We start from the raw sequence: 14,681 nt of genomic DNA, 5'->3' as shown, positions 1-14,681 counted from the left end.
CAAACAGGCTACTATCGGAGTTCGTATTCACATACGGGGAGCCCAGTCTGGTGACCGCTTGGACGGCGGCTACGATTCACGATAGTACTGTACATCTTACCTCAAATCTTGTTTGGTACGGCGTCGTGATTGGGCCGGCCTACGCACTGTATACCAGTTGGGGTCGACGCCGACTGTTCTGGCTGCTGTATATGAGTCTTCTTGTCGCCACTCCGCTCAGTACGATCGCTGTCGACTACTGGTTGCTGTATCAGCGATGGGGGCTTGTCGGTCCCGATTCGATTGCGTTCGGATTTTCCGGCGTTGTGAGCGCCTTCGGTGGCCTGCTGGTTGTCGGTCTCATTGGGGTCATCGCTGCGTGGTACTCGTGGTCAATCTCAATCGCCACAACGGTCGGATTCGTAGCGAGCGGCTTGTGTATCGCACTTGCTCAGTCACCACTGGTTGCGGTTCCGACCAGTGAAATCCTAACCGTCGGTATTGTGCTCGTGGTGGGACTCGGTTCGTTTTGGTGTGGTCGAGAGAGCGTTCTCTCCGTCGATGGCTGTCGGCTCATCAGGATGCGATTCTACTCTTTGGTGCGTGCGGGATCGTCATCACCGCGCTTGTGGCAGGGATATTCTCTGTTGAGACTGTTTCGAACGGTCGGTTTCCGAATGTAGTCGCACATGGTACTGGGTTCTTGACTGGCGTCACTCTAGCAGCGACTGGGCAGATTCTTGCGTGAAGGGTATTCGCTCAACGTCGTGGTGCGATTCGTATCGTGGTGACGTTCGGCAGTGAGCTGTCGGTTCGATATCTCGCTCTTATGTAGAAACGCGGAAAGAGGTCGTTTGGTTGTGCCAGCTCCGAATTGAGTACGCTATCTCGGGTTCAAATCGCCGGACTACGGTGGGTGTTCAAAATGTTAAATCGTCTTTCCGCAGCTCTACACAAGAGCGTAATGGTTCGCTCTTATGTAGAAACGCGGAAAGCCCGTATAATTACACTCAGACAGTTCTAATCTGGCGATATGTCTTCCACTGAGTCAGCGTTCGGCGGGATGTTTCGGCAACTGATCGAGCTAGGAGTCATAGAGATCAACACCGAGCCGCTCGATGCGCGCATCGAGCGGCGACTCAAGCGGTTCTGGGAGAATACATCCTGTCCTCGCTGTGGTCACCAGAGCATTATGACGTGGGAAAAACACGACCGAGTTCGGTGCCGTAATTGCGAATTTAAGCCAGTTTACACCCACGGAACGCCATTTCACGAGAAGCACCTCACCACAGGAGAGGTGCTTCTCGCTTTCACTCTCTACGCAGATACGCTGCTGAGTATCAACCAAATTGCGCCGCTGCTCGGTCGCGCTTACAAAACCGTTCACACGGCGATTCGGGAGGCGGAAGCCGCGGTTCAGCGCGGCTTCCCCCTCACCTGGGAACTGTTTAACCAGACCATCGATGGACCGACACAGGTCGACGAATCTGGCAAAGTCTGTTCTGGTTACAAAGGTCAAGAGCCGCCGCGAAACAGTCGTTCTCGCGGCGGCTCGTCGCGCACTGGCCGATCACGCTGGCGAGGGCGTCACGGTGACCAGCTGACGCTCGTCGCGGCGTGCCGCGACTCGCTTCGTGTGATTCGCGGACAGCGTGGGATCGACTACGAAGGCGATCTTGAGCCAGTGATTCAGGAAGCTGAAGACCTCTCCCAGCGGCTGGGAGAGGTCTGGACAGATGGACTCCAAGCGTACCGCGAGATGGATCGGGATCACCGAACGGTCGTCCACAAAGAGAGGTACGTATCGCCTGACGGAGTCCACATCAATCAGGCAGAATGCCTGTTTTCGCTTGTTCAACCGTGGCTGCGGAAGTTCCGCGGCCTGTCCAAGCAAGGCTTGGAACAGGCCGCTCATACATTCGGGATCATTAGATCGCTGAATCTCACAGGCGCATCCGTCGATATCACCATTGACTGCCTTGTTATGGGGGCTTTCCGTAGTTCTACATAAGAGCGTAATGGTTCGCTCTTATGTAGAAACGCGGAAAGCCCGTATAATTACACTCAGACAGTTCTAATCTGGCAATATGCCTTCTGCTCAGCCAGCGTTCGGCGGGATGTTTCGGCAGTTGATCGAGCTAGGAGTCATAGAGATCAACACCGAGCCGCTCGATGCGCGCATCGAGCGGCGACTCAAGCGGTTCTGGGAGAATACATCCTGTCCTCGCTGCGGTCACCAGAGCATTATGACGTGGGAGAAACACGACCGAGTTCGGTGTCGTAATTGCGAATTTAAGCCAGTATACACCCATGGAACGCCATTTCACGAGAAGCACCTCACCGCAGGAGAGGTGCTTCTCGCTTTCACCCTCTACGCAGATACACTGCTGAGCATCAACCAGATTGCGCCGCTGCTCGGTCGTGCTTACAAAACCATTCACACAGCGATTCGGGAGGCGGAAGCCGCGGTTCAGCGCGGCTTCCCCCTCACCTGGGAACTGTTTCATCGGTCTTTAGTTAAGCCTCACACCTCGGTTGTGTAGCGGTAGCGAGCGTCTCTTGTAAGATTGGTCGTCGCTTGTGGATCTTTTGAGCGTCTTCGATCAGCCGGTCGAGCAGCGGCGGTGGTGAGTAGCCGAGGAACTCACCGAGTTCGTGGAGCATAAGCTGGGCGTGCGACCGAAAGGTCGCCGCCCAGCGCTCTGTCGGAAACACAAGCTCATCATCCGCCTGCTCAGTGACTAGATCTAACAGATCGCGGCTTACAAGCAGCGACAGCAGCGCTGCGTACAATAAGATCCTCACCACGTGTTCGTCACTCGTGTCGAACTCGTCCAATTCGTACTGTGTCTTCAGCTCCCGGAACAGCAACTCAACTTCCCACCGACAGCGGTAGATCTCCGCTAAATCCGCCGGAAAGAACTCCTTCCTCGCTAAATTCGTCATGTACAGGTGGTAGTCGTCGGCGTCCTCGTCGCGGACGCCGACGACGCGAAATCGCTTCGTATCCAGCGACTGTGTCCCATTGTACGGCCCCCGCTTGAACTCGACTTCGACCTCCACATCGATGTACTTCCGATCGAGATCGTCGAGAACAGTTCGGAGCTGCTTGCCCTCTAAGGGAATGGCGCGGCCGCGCCATTCCCGTAATTCTGCCGTAATCACCGGGTTCGCGTTCTGTTTCAGCCGGCTCACGAAGTAGCCGCCGTTCTCGTCGATCAGCGCAAACCGGCGGTACTTGAAGTAGGCGAGATCGAACAGCATGAGGCGGTTCTCAAGCCATGGCCCTGTTTTGAACAGGGTGCTGTCGTGTGTTTTCTCGTCAGCAGTATCGATCCGTTCGATCGTCTGCTCTGTGGCATTGTGGAGCAGGTGGAGCTTCGCTCCAGCCTGCTCCTCATGGCGGGCTTCGAACTGATCTGAAAGAAACTCATGTAACCGCAACACCGTTCCATCGGCGATCATCACGTCTCTAAATCGGTCGATATCAGCGTCAACAGCATCAGGAACAGCGACCTCGTCGAGACCGCGCTCGACGAGGTCGCGGAGGTACTCCGCAAGCGTCGGCGTCAACCGCTGATAGAACCCGCTGGGCGAGATTGTCTCATCGGCAGTTGAGTTGTAAGATCGTCTGAACCCGGCGAGTGTTCGGCTTTCGCCTGCGGCGAAACCGAACACAAATGTCCAGACGAAGGCAGGGATCTGAAGCTTGCGGTCACGTTCGACCACGCCGAGTTCCTCGGCGTGCTCTTCGAGAAACTCAGAGGGAAACAGTGTAGTGAGCCGACGCATAATTCGAGATGAGGAGCCGTTGGGCACAAACTCGGCTTCCTCATTCCTTCCGAAAGATGTCTCGATAAGCCTCCGCTATCACGCGGTTTCTTGCTTAACTGAAGACGGATGGGAACTGTTTAATCAGACCGTCGATGGACCGACACAGGTCGACGAATCTGGCAAAGTCTGTTCTGGTTACAAAGGTCAAGAGCCGCCGCGAAACAGCCGTTCTCGCGGCGGCTCGTCGCGCACTGGCCGATCACGTTGGCGAGGGCGTCACGGTGACCAGCTGACGCTCGTCGCGGCGTGCCGCGACTCACTTCGTGTGATTCGTGGACAGCGCGGTATCGATTACGAAGGTGATCTTGAGCCAGTGATTCAGGAAGCTGAAGACCTCTCCCAGCCGCTGGGAGAGGTCTGGACAGATGGACTCCAAGCGTACCGCGAGATGGATCGGGATCACCGAACGGTCGTCCACAAAGAGAGGTACGTATCGCCTGACGGAGTCCACATCAATCAGGCAGAATGCCTGTTTTCGCTTGTTCAACCGTGGCTGCGGAAGTTCCGCGGCCTGTCCAAGCAAGGCTTGGAACAGGCCGCTCATACATTCGGGATCATTAGATCGCTGAATCTCACAGGCGCATCCGTCGATATCACCATTGACTGCCTTGTTATAGGGGCTTTCCGTAGTTCTACATAAGAGCGTAATGGTTTAACCTACAACCGCTGGTAGTACCGATTGTTGGTTAAGTATGGTCTTTCACCATCACTAAATAAAAATAGTTCACATTGAACTGCTGATTGATGTAGATCAGATCAAGTACAACAGTTCGATCTTCGTATCTTGAGACCTGTTGTCGCGGAATTCGTCACGGAGTTTCTAGGGGTGAGGTGACGGCTGGCCGCGTAGGGTCGGGCCGCATCAATCATGCGTGCCTAAATTTCGCCTAGTCAAACTCTTATCATGACTTGTGAAAATAAAGCGACATGCGCCAACCGACGCGACTGATTCGTGACTCAGTCGATCGACTAAAATTAGAAGTCTCTCTTCCTGGCGGCCGATATCAACTATCGCTAGATGACAGAGCCATCATCGTACTCACGGATGGGTTGGGACTCACCGAACGCGACACCGTACCTGAGCCGTTTGTTCCTGTCTTCGTGGCAATGGGCGACGCTTGGTTCCCAAACCAGCGTGACGTAGATGCTATCATCGATGACCTCTCAGCTGATGGAACTCTCAATCCAAATGAGCGGTCGGCGTTGATCTCCTATGTTACTGACTCAAATATCGCTGAACGGAACAGTGAGCGAGTTCAGACAGCAATTAACCGCTCACCGATTGGTGATGAAGTCTCTGCTGAGGACCTCCAGATTGTTGACCTTCCATCTCTCCCTGATTCACTGAAAACCGATGAAACCGGGGGCAAATCAGACAACTCTGTGGAGGCCAAGCAAGAATCGACAGCACCTGAAGAACCGACGAGGACGGAATCTGAGATCGTCTCTGAACTGGAGCGTATACCAGGTATTGGACCACAGAGAGCGAATCAACTCGCGGAGGGAGGTGTGACTTCTCTTGAATCGCTTGCCGACTCACGGCCCGGGTATCTTGCTGACATCGAGGGAATCACTGAGGGCGTTGCTGCCGTCGCCGTCGAGGGGGCACGCGAGATTGTTGGACGAACCAAGCCCGCTGACGAGCGGCTTCGTGACCAAACAGGTGTTTCAGAATCCGTATTCGACCCTGCTCTCGCATCGCTTGCTGCTTCAGGCGTTCCAGCATCCGAAGCGGTTCCAAAACTCCGGCTGCTGTACGGGCCGACTGTCGCTGATATTGACGCCGTCACCGGTCAACAGGCATACTTTCTCTACGAATCGGGGTATCAAACCCCGTATGATATCATACAGGCGTCTCAAGAGGAACTGACGGACGTGTATCAGGTCGGATCGACAACCGCAGCGGAAATTCGGTCGGCTGCCCGTTCCATGCTCGACGCACAGTAGTCACGCCCGATAAGAGAATGTTCTTCCGATGGCAGCCAACAGTCATCGATTGAAGGGGAGTACTCCCTGGTGGTTACGGGTCAGTGAAACGCTCGGGTGCTACAACGACCGTATCTGAACACGTCGCCGTCATAACAGCTAACAACCATTAGACACGTCTGCCAATATGCCAACAGAATCGGTCAACGGGGCTGAGTTGTACTACGAATCAGATGGAGACGGAGTACCAGTTGTCTTCCTCCACGGCGTATTAATGAGTAGCCGATTCTTCAGCGAACAGCAGCCGCTCAGCGACGAGTATCAGGTTATCACCCTCGATTTCAGAGGGCACGGTCGCTCCGAGAAAACCGAAACGGGTCATACACTCCCTCAGTATGCCCGTGACCTGGAAGCGTTCCTTGACGCACGGAATCTTTCTGATGTTGTCCTTGTCGGGTGGTCAATGGGATCGCTTGTGGCGTGGGAGTACGTCCGCCAGTTTGGGACAGACCGGTTCCGGGGCTTCGTGAGTGTCGAACAACAGCCACTCGATCTTGAACAGGAGGATTACGAGCACGGTGTATTCGGCTTTGACGAACTTCGTGGACTCATGGAACTCGCACAAACCAACCCACACGAGCTGGCGTGGTCCCTTATTGACGAGATGCTCGTGGATGAACCAGATTCTGTTGAACAGATGCTCTTCGATGAGATCACACGAGTTCCTCCCTCGATCACGAGCGCAATTCTCTTCGACCAATCAGTACGCGACTATCGGGAGGCGGTCCCCGATGTTGATGTTCCTACCCTCGTGTGTCTTGGTGAAGACGAAACGATGCTAGAAAATGGTGGTGTCGAATACGTTGCCGACAATACACCTGACGCTCAGCTTGAACGCTTCGCCAATAGTGGTCACTGTCCGTTCCTTGAAGAGCCTGAGCAGTTCAACCACGTCCTTTCGTCGTTCATTACAGCACGCTACTAATACTGTGTCCAGCACACGAGTCAGCGTCTCATCGCTCGGACACAGACGACTTCGAATCTAGAGTTCGGGATCATGCGAAGAGCATGGCGCGTAGTGAAGGAGAACAGCGCCTCATCAACCACAAAACTAATGTTTGTAGAACATATATTAAAACTTGATTATGCTCAAAGGACATTACAATTCAGCAGGGACAAGTATTGAATACGGTGCTGCTGACGACCTCTTTCCCGTTGAAGAACTGGATGCGACCGTCCACCAGTATCGGGATGCTCAGCTCGCACTTGCCGACGTCGACGGGGCAAGCGTGATTATCATCGCTCCGACGAACCTCGCGTCCAGTTACCACCTCACTCAGCATGCGCTCACTGCGATTCCCGTCGAAAGTCTTCCACCCGCGATCCAGACGCAAATCGCCGACACGATCAACGCCTCACTAGAGGCGTTCAAGCTCATCCAAATCGGCAAATGGAACAGTAATAGCCCGAACCACTCACTCGGCGAATTCGTCGACGCCTGACCGTGGACGTGGCGACACACAAGAGTGCCCCAAGCAGCCTAAAAATGGCTGCTATGAAACGGATCTACCAACCCACACTTTTCCATAAGAGCCAGAGTTGAGTTACGCATGGATTCAGATCGAACCCGTGGGATCCTCTTGGGGTTGGCGTGTGGGGATGCGCTTGGTCGACCGGTTGAGTTCTCGTCGGCATCCTCAATTGCGGCCGAGCACGGTCAACTCGACGAGATGATTGGCCACGGGACGTGGAACCAGCCGGCGGGAACAATCACCGACGACACTGAGCAGGCGCTCTGTATTGCCCGCAGTCTTGTTGAGCAGCAAGCGTTCGATCCAGCAGATATCGCGTCTCGATTTGTCGATTGGTACGACAGTAATCCATTCGATATCGGCCGGATGACGATGAAGTCGTTGAGTCGGCTCAAACACGGCGACGACTGGAGCGAGGCTGGCCAGCACGTCTGGGAGACTAGTCCCGAAGGCCAAAACGCAGGCAATGGGAGTGTGATGCGGTGTCCACCGCTCGCGATACCATACGCAACCGACTGGGAGCGACTTGTCACAGTGAGTCGACAATCCTCACAGATCACGCACGCAGATCCACGGTGTACCTACGGTTGCGCCGTTTTGAATCTCACACTTGCTGGCCTTCTTGACGATGTAGACACCCCGTTACAGGACGCTCTCAATTACGTCGACGCAAGCGCCCCGGATGAACTGACTGCCGCGCTTAGGCCACTGGCACGTGGCGATCAACCCGATCTGCTGGAGACATCGGGCTACGTCATCCACTCACTCCAGACAGCACTCCACGATGGGCTACATACCACAGCCGCCGAGGAAGCAATTGTGACAGCCGTCAACCGAGGTGGAGACACCGATACGATCGGCGCAATCACAGGTGCCATCGCAGGTGCCCGATTTGGCGCGTCTCAGCTCCCAGACCGATGGCTGACAGCGATTGACGAGGTAGACGAACTCGAAGCACTAGCGATGGAGCTCGAAGGACCAGAGCCAATAAACTAAACCACCCGACATCATAAGCCGATTCGAATGGCCGTCGACGACGATACCGGAAGTGGGCACGTGGAGATAGACGAACCGGCCTGGTCTGTGTCTCGACTCAACGACGAAATTGCTGCCACTTTGGAATCCGCCGCGGAACGGTTCCCAACGTACGTTGTCGGCGAAGTATCCGATGCGACAGCAAAGGGCTACGGGACGTTCTTCACGCTCCGAGACGTCGACGGCGAGGAAACCATCCAGTGTATTGTGTGGTCGTCTTATCGCGACCGCATCGACGAGTCCATCACCGAAGGCGAGGAGGTAATCGTCCGGGCAAACGTCGATTTCTACGCCGAAGGCGGCCGGACACAACTCAACGTCAAAAACTACTGGCCGGTTGGCGACTCCGATCGATCACAGGAATTGGAGGCATTGCGTGCCGAACTCAATGAGGAGGGCCTCTTCGATGCCGACCGAAAACAGTCACTTCCAATGTTTCCATCAAACATCGGTGTCGTCACCTCATTGACTGGATCGGCTCGAGAGGACTTCCGTGAGTCCGCCTGGGGACGCGCACCCGAAGTGACGCTCACCTTCTTTGGGGCGACCGTTCAGGGCAAAAACGCCGCAGCATCGATCGTCGGGGCGCTCCAACAGGCAGATCGAGATCCAGACATCGACACCATCGTCGTAACGCGTGGTGGCGGCGCAGACGACACGCTGTGGTGTTTCAACGAGGAGCCCGTCGTCCGAGCAATCGCGGACTGTGTGACCCCAACAGTCGTCGCTGTGGGCCACGAAGACGATGAGACCCTCGCCGAAGCTGTCGCTGACAAGGCAGCAATGACACCGACAGACGCGGGGATCGTGGCGACACCTGAGATGAGCACCATCCGAGAGCGAGTCGAGACCATCGAACGACGGCTCCAAATCGGGTACGAAACAGTCGTGAGCGAGCAGCTTGACGCGCTCAATCGACGGATCGAAAACGCCGTTGTAGGGCTCGAACGGGCGGCAGAAACTCGGCAGGCACGTATCCAGCGAGCAGCCGATCTCGAACAGCGGATCGATACCGCCTACACGACACTTACAGCATCACGCCTTGATGCGGTCGACGACAGGATCGAGACAGCACTCCAGGAGATCGAACACGCCGCGGAGACAGAGGCTGTCACGGTACGGGCAGCGCGGGGACGCATTGGCGGACTTGAGAGCCGTATTGATCGGGCGTACGAGACACACATCACCCAAGAAACTGAAGCACTTGAGCGCCGGATCGAAAGCGCGTATCGAGATATTGAGACGGACACGGACGTCCGAGAAGCAAAACAGGAAGCCCGCCAGCTTCGGATAATCATCCTGGTCCTCATTGGCTTGCTACTGCTCGGTGTCGCACTGTGGGCGGGTGGAATCCTGTGATGGGAACACGGTATTCAAGGGCGCCCCGAGTAACGATTACCCATGAGTACGGGTGAGGTCAATATCGCCGAGACCATCGATCGACTTGAAGAGATTGCCGAGACACTCGAAGATGGAGAGGTTGATCTCACCACGGCGAAGGAGCTCCGCGAAGAGGCAGACAACCATCTTGAGGAGCTTCGTGACGCGCTGGACGTTGGCGACGGTGACATCATCGAGATCGACGGTGAAGACGCCAATATTGAGGCCAGCGAATCCGCCACTCAAGACTAAGGTCAGAAACAGCCGAGACATCCGGAATAAAATGGCGGCTCTCAGCCGTGAGGTGTCGATTCCCCTCCACTAGCAACCCTCATTACATACTACGTTTTTCTCCCACTATTCAAATTGGTTTATGTCCAATATGACTAAGGCACGTCAGACACGATCTAATTCAAAATGAGAACACAGGATCTACCATCGGAAGCGCCGGGCCACTACCGGGAGTCGCACCCACATCCCTACTACATCCCAGAAAAACTGCCCGTATCGTCCTCTATCGAGATCGATGAGGAGCTCACCTCGAAGATATCGAAGGCGACGTTTCAGCTCGGACGTATCGATGGCATTAGCCCGACTGTCGATTTTGCACCGGTGTTGTACACGTCACTGCTCAGGCTCGAAGCAGTCGAGACCGCCGAAATTGAAGGCGCGGATGTGGAGATGGATGAGGTGTACGCATATCATACGCGAAGCAAAAACCGCGACGCCGACTCAGTGAGTCGCGATTTACAAGAAGTACTCAACGCCGAGCGCGCACTCAGAGACGGGTTTACGGCGATCAAAAGCGGTGAATCGATCTCGATAGCGTTGCTCAAATCACTCCATGAGACCCTTCTCGAAGGAGTTCGGAATGAGGGTGACGTTGTCGGCGAGTGGCGGGACAGTGACGTTCACATTCCATCACCACATCGTGGACAGTCGCCGTTTGTTCCGCCACCAGCCAGTAGCGTCTCAGAGTTGATGGAGTCGCTTGAGGCGTACATTCAGATGGGAGGCCAGTATCACCCATTAATTGATTTGGCAATCGCCCACTACCAGTTCGAGACAATTCACCCCTGTTCAGATGGAAACGGTCGCTTGGGGCGCATCTTGATCGTGTTACAACTCCATGAGGCCGGCTATCTGTCCGATCCGTATCTCTACCCGAGCGCCTATTTTAATCGGAACAAACAGGAGTACGTTGAACGGATGCGGGCGGTCAGCGAAGACGGAAATTGGCGTGACTGGATTGCTTTCTTCATCAAGGGTATTGAGGAACAGGCCCGTGACTCCTACGAGCGGACGTTCGAACTGATCGAACTTCGGCGAGCGTATGAAACACAGTATCCAGGCGAAAAAACGAGCCACAAGCTCGCCCGAAACCTATTCGAACTCCCATACTTCACTGCAACCGACATCACCGAACAGTTCGATGTGAGCCGGCAGACTGCCTACAATGCGATCGATGAAATCGAAGCAGATGGCTTGGTCGTCGAAGTGACCGGCCAACAGCGCAATCAGGAGTACAAAGCAGCCGATATCTTCGATATCCTCGAACGGGCACCGCACTAGTGAGTAGATTCCAGGCGTCTCCGGAAACCATGTGTTTCCACAATTGGAATCGGAAGACAGCAAAGCGATAGAAGGAGCGATCCAAGGGCGCGTAGGGCCTTTCCGGAATTGACCCGATCATACTTTTATCACTTCCCCAGAGAATAGATACTCATCGACAGATGATCCGTGATGCTCGCGTCCTCCGCGCTGGGTTCGTCCCTCGAGAAGTCGAGCATCGCGACGCCGAAGTGAACCATCTCTCGAGCGTTCTCGAGCCGATCACGAACGGCGAGCCGGCTGACACAGCCATCGTCACCGGTCCAAGCGGCGTCGGCAAAACCTGTGTCTCGAAGTTCGTTACCGAGCGGCTCCGTGAGGAAGTACTCGACGTCGAGGCCACCTACGTCAACTGCTGGCGGAACTACAGCCGCTTCCGGACGCTGTACCAGATCCTCGATGACATCGGCGCGACAATCGATATTCACCGTCAGTCGACACCCCACGACGAGCTCATTGATCGGCTCCAACAGTACGACGGTCCTCGAACCGTCGTCATCCTCGACGAGGTCGACCAACTCGAAGACCCGAGTCTCATCTACGATCTTCACAGCATGGAGCAGTTCGCGGTGATCTGTATTGCGAACAAAGAAGAAGAGCTGTTCAGCCGCGTCGACGATCGCCTTGTGAGCCGCCTCCGCTCCAGCGAACACGTCCGGATGGACAAATACCACAATGAGCAACTCTACGATATTCTGAGTGCTCGCACGAAGTGGGGGCTTGAGGATAGCGTCATTACCGACGGCCAACTCTACCAGATCGCTGATGCCGCCGCTGGCGATGCCCGCCTTGCGATCGGGATGCTTCGCAGCGCAGCCAGCACAGCTGATCGGGAGAACTGCGACAGTATTGCCGACGACATCCTTCAGGACGCCGCCGAGGATGCTCGCGCTCAGATTAAGCAGAAAAGCCTTGATTCACTCACTCCACACCAACGAGTTGTCTACGATATCGTTCGGGACCACGGCCCACTCGGACCAAGCGAGATCTACGAGCATTATACCGAGGACGTCGACGACCCACGAACCAAACGGACCGTCCGCACGTACCTCTCGAAGATGGCGCAGTACAATCTCCTCGAAGCAGAGGGCACGAGTCGGGATCGAGAATATTCACTTGTCGATTCGGCGGCTGCGTCGCCGATACAGTAGCCGATCTAGGCGGAAGGCCTATCTATTGGTATCTCTTTAGAGATGACTAGAAGCGAGACTACTATGGTGGCCAAGAGGAGATTTCCACAATGATCGATTTGATGGATCCTACAGCTGCGAAGATTGTCTTAGCGATTCGACGTGGCGATTCTATCAATCGCATCGCGAGCAAAGTCGACGTCTCGTACTCATGGGTATACGACTGGATTGAGCGGTTAGAAAACGCAGATATTATCGTTAATACCGATAACGGACTCCAGATCGTCGACCATGAGATGCGCCAGCAGTACGCTGAAATGATGGCTGCGTTGTACAGCCGCGACCCCATCTCTCAAGAGGATGCCTACGTCATCCCACACTTCGCTGGGATGGAGTTCGCGTACACGGAGATTGACGCGGCGTACGTCTGGACGCACGGCGGCTACCAGATCGCACGGAGTCACGACGATTATCCGGTGTTCATCGAAGTTCACGACCGCGATGTCGAACGGTGGATTGCGTTCTTCCAGCAGTTTGGCATCGACACGACGATCAACGAACGCCCGGATGCTAGCGACGTCAACGGGAACGTCCACTACGTGTTGTTCCCGAAGATCAACAATTTCGATGCGGAGTGGGTCGACGGCACCCCCGTCATCCCGTTGGATACCGCTGTCGACCAGATGATGGAGAATCGCCCAGCGTACGAGCCCGCCTTAGAGATTATCGCTAACGAGTACGACAGGGACATCGACGCGTCGCACCACAGTGCGATGAGCTCGAACAGAAAGGATTGAATGAGTCTCCCCGAGCGTCAATCCGAGCTTATCGACACCCACCGCGCGGTACAGGAGGCCGAACTGCCGTATGTGCTTGTTGGCGGTTGGGCAGTTTCCGCGTTCCAAACACGGTTCACCACCGATATTGACACCGTGATCCCGGACACCGCACTTGACGACTATGGTGTCCTCCTTCGTGACCTCGGATACGAGAAACAGTTTGAGCAGGATGTCTCGAACGAGTACGAAGGCCGAATGATTCAGTACACGAAGCGGGTCGGAAAGAACGAAGTCAAATTCGAGGCGCTCGTCGACGCGATGGGCTGTCGACAGACAGACGCAGAGTGGTCCTACCGCTATCTCCACGAGCACAGCACAATCGAACCACTCGACGTCGCCGAAGATCTTGATGGCCGAATTCCGGAACCAGCGCTTCTTTTCGCGATGAAACTCCACAGCGGACGGAAGGCCGATACTCGCGACCTCGTCGTCATCAGCACGCGGACAGAGTTCGACCGTATCGAACGCCATGTCCATCGTGGCGACCCAGAGAAGCTCGATAGTCAGATCAAGATGGTCTTGGAGCAACTCGAACAGGATGGGTTCGAAGATTCATTTAAGGGTGTCTTCCGACAAGAAGATCTACCAACAGACGCGATTGACGATCTCGTTTCATTCCTATCTGGGCAGCGAGATCGACTGTGACAAGTTAACCAACAGACTACGAACGGCATCAGTCGTTGGTTAAACCGTCACAGCGAGTAGGACAGGATTCTGGAAACGTTCTCGGAAGCGGTCGTACATTAGCGAAAAACAAGCAGTGCGCGCAGATCAGTCTGTGACTCGTGCTTCCCTGAAACGCGGAAGCGCCACGCCGCGGCTTATCGGGACTGTAGACAACTAGTTGAGTATGGGAGACGACTCAACAGCAAACAGACTGGCAGTGGAGCAACCGACGCGAGGTGCAGATCATAATCAGTCCCTTGCGGACCAAGCCGATCCAGCTACAGACGAGTTACTGCTGCCGTCACTCGACGACGGCATCACGCTGCTCGACGTGGACGGCGGCCGTGGTGTCTCGCTTCTACAGTCGCTCGTGCTCGATCATCTCCTCCTCCACGACGGCCCTGCCTTCTGGGTCGACGCAAACGGACACGCAACGACGACGACACTCGCCCAGATCGCCCCTAGCCAACGGTTACTTGACCGTATCCAGGTCGCACGGGGTTTCACCGCTTACCAGCATTACGGTGCTGTCTGCGATCTCCCGGCGGCAGTGAGTCAGTCCATCCGGGAGTCAACGGCCAACAACCCCACACAAGATGGGCAGCCAGCGGATAGAGACGCTGTACGTGTTTACCCCGGAGTCTCGACAGCCGGCACAGCGTGAGCCCGTGAGATCAGTTCATTGTTACTGACGGCTCGACGAAGCTCTTCGTATGGATTGCGTCCCTGCTGGCGCCACGTCGCCAGCA

General features: G+C 55.3%; 12 protein-coding genes and 3 pseudogenes. 14 read left to right on the top strand and 1 reads right to left on the bottom strand.

Annotation, left to right across the window (positions count from 1 at the left end):
• The first annotated feature begins 1,012 nt into the window (after window positions 1–1,012).
• Window positions 1,013–1,990 (top strand): IS1595 family transposase, encoded by a 978-nt coding sequence (locus EXE47_RS16320; RefSeq protein WP_137708517.1) that lies wholly within the window; start codon window positions 1,013–1,015, stop codon window positions 1,988–1,990.
• 76 nt (window positions 1,991–2,066) lie between these two features.
• Window positions 2,067–2,504: pseudogene (locus EXE47_RS16315) on the top strand (IS1595 family transposase); the annotation flags it as partial.
• Here EXE47_RS16315 and EXE47_RS16310 read toward each other — a convergent pair.
• Complete coding sequence (locus EXE47_RS16310; protein ID WP_137708516.1) at window positions 2,497–3,771, bottom strand: IS4 family transposase; 1,275 nt, start codon at window positions 3,769–3,771, stop codon at window positions 2,497–2,499. The pseudogene EXE47_RS16315 and the gene EXE47_RS16310 sit on opposite strands and share 8 nt — an antisense overlap.
• Window positions 3,772–3,880: 109 nt before the next feature.
• On the opposite strand from EXE47_RS16310, the pseudogene EXE47_RS16305 reads away from it, so the two are divergent.
• The 12 genes and pseudogenes from EXE47_RS16305 to EXE47_RS16250 form a co-directional block, all read left to right on the top strand.
• A pseudogene (locus tag EXE47_RS16305) lies at window positions 3,881–4,453 on the top strand (IS1595 family transposase); the annotation flags it as partial.
• 287 nt (window positions 4,454–4,740) lie between these two features.
• Window positions 4,741–5,760, top strand: a complete 1,020-nt coding sequence (locus EXE47_RS16300; RefSeq protein ID WP_089309432.1) for a helix-hairpin-helix domain-containing protein — start codon at window positions 4,741–4,743, stop codon at window positions 5,758–5,760.
• A gap of 166 nt (window positions 5,761–5,926) precedes the next feature.
• On the top strand, window positions 5,927–6,724 hold the full coding sequence (locus EXE47_RS16295; RefSeq protein ID WP_089309431.1) for an alpha/beta fold hydrolase: 798 nt from the start codon (window positions 5,927–5,929) through the stop codon (window positions 6,722–6,724).
• A 160-nt stretch (window positions 6,725–6,884) separates the two neighbouring features.
• Window positions 6,885–7,241 (top strand): hypothetical protein, encoded by a 357-nt coding sequence (locus EXE47_RS16290; protein WP_089309430.1) that lies wholly within the window; start codon window positions 6,885–6,887, stop codon window positions 7,239–7,241.
• A 108-nt stretch (window positions 7,242–7,349) separates the two neighbouring features.
• Window positions 7,350–8,267 (top strand): ADP-ribosylglycohydrolase family protein, encoded by a 918-nt coding sequence (locus EXE47_RS16285; RefSeq protein WP_089309429.1) that lies wholly within the window; start codon window positions 7,350–7,352, stop codon window positions 8,265–8,267.
• 27 nt (window positions 8,268–8,294) lie between these two features.
• Window positions 8,295–9,665, top strand: coding sequence for an exodeoxyribonuclease VII large subunit (gene xseA, locus EXE47_RS16280; RefSeq protein WP_089309428.1), 1,371 nt, complete (start codon window positions 8,295–8,297; stop codon window positions 9,663–9,665).
• A gap of 42 nt (window positions 9,666–9,707) precedes the next feature.
• Window positions 9,708–9,938: an exodeoxyribonuclease VII small subunit gene (locus tag EXE47_RS16275; RefSeq protein ID WP_089309427.1), complete on the top strand. Its 231-nt coding sequence runs from the start codon at window positions 9,708–9,710 to the stop codon at window positions 9,936–9,938.
• 165 nt (window positions 9,939–10,103) lie between these two features.
• Window positions 10,104–11,258: a Fic family protein gene (locus EXE47_RS16270; protein WP_089309426.1), complete on the top strand. Its 1,155-nt coding sequence runs from the start codon at window positions 10,104–10,106 to the stop codon at window positions 11,256–11,258.
• 161 nt (window positions 11,259–11,419) lie between these two features.
• Window positions 11,420–12,448 carry a Cdc6/Cdc18 family protein gene (locus EXE47_RS16265; protein ID WP_089309425.1) on the top strand — a complete coding sequence of 343 codons (1,029 nt, stop codon included), beginning with the start codon at window positions 11,420–11,422 and terminating at the stop codon, window positions 12,446–12,448.
• Between the two features lie 101 nt (window positions 12,449–12,549).
• A complete protein-coding gene (locus EXE47_RS16260; RefSeq protein WP_089309433.1) occupies window positions 12,550–13,224 on the top strand; it encodes a helix-turn-helix domain-containing protein in 675 nt (224 codons plus the stop codon).
• Entirely contained in the window at window positions 13,225–13,911 is a 687-nt protein-coding gene (locus tag EXE47_RS16255; protein WP_089309424.1) for a hypothetical protein, read from the top strand. It abuts the gene before it with no gap.
• Between the two features lie 205 nt (window positions 13,912–14,116).
• Window positions 14,117–14,551 (top strand): annotated as a pseudogene (locus EXE47_RS16250) (hypothetical protein); the annotation flags it as partial.
• Window positions 14,552–14,681: the final 130 nt, after the last annotated feature.

Origin of the sequence: Halorubrum sp. GN12_10-3_MGM (assembly GCF_005435235.1) — an archaeon.
GTDB lineage: Archaea > Halobacteriota > Halobacteria > Halobacteriales > Haloferacaceae > Halorubrum > Halorubrum ezzemoulense.
The sequence above is the reverse complement of the archived record's forward strand: the minus strand, read 5'-3'. Positions and strand labels throughout refer to the sequence as shown.

Coding starts and splice junctions, on each gene's coding strand:
- EXE47_RS16320 (WP_137708517.1), top strand. CDS start 1,013: ATGTCTTCCACTGAGTCAGCGTTCGGCGGGATGTTTCGGCAACTGATC.
- EXE47_RS16310 (WP_137708516.1), bottom strand. CDS start 3,771: ATGCGTCGGCTCACTACACTGTTTCCCTCTGAGTTTCTCGAAGAGCAC.
- EXE47_RS16300 (WP_089309432.1), top strand. CDS start 4,741: ATGCGCCAACCGACGCGACTGATTCGTGACTCAGTCGATCGACTAAAA.
- EXE47_RS16295 (WP_089309431.1), top strand. CDS start 5,927: ATGCCAACAGAATCGGTCAACGGGGCTGAGTTGTACTACGAATCAGAT.
- EXE47_RS16290 (WP_089309430.1), top strand. CDS start 6,885: ATGCTCAAAGGACATTACAATTCAGCAGGGACAAGTATTGAATACGGT.
- EXE47_RS16285 (WP_089309429.1), top strand. CDS start 7,350: ATGGATTCAGATCGAACCCGTGGGATCCTCTTGGGGTTGGCGTGTGGG.
- xseA (WP_089309428.1), top strand. CDS start 8,295: ATGGCCGTCGACGACGATACCGGAAGTGGGCACGTGGAGATAGACGAA.
- EXE47_RS16275 (WP_089309427.1), top strand. CDS start 9,708: ATGAGTACGGGTGAGGTCAATATCGCCGAGACCATCGATCGACTTGAA.
- EXE47_RS16270 (WP_089309426.1), top strand. CDS start 10,104: ATGAGAACACAGGATCTACCATCGGAAGCGCCGGGCCACTACCGGGAG.
- EXE47_RS16265 (WP_089309425.1), top strand. CDS start 11,420: ATGATCCGTGATGCTCGCGTCCTCCGCGCTGGGTTCGTCCCTCGAGAA.
- EXE47_RS16260 (WP_089309433.1), top strand. CDS start 12,550: ATGGATCCTACAGCTGCGAAGATTGTCTTAGCGATTCGACGTGGCGAT.
- EXE47_RS16255 (WP_089309424.1), top strand. CDS start 13,225: ATGAGTCTCCCCGAGCGTCAATCCGAGCTTATCGACACCCACCGCGCG.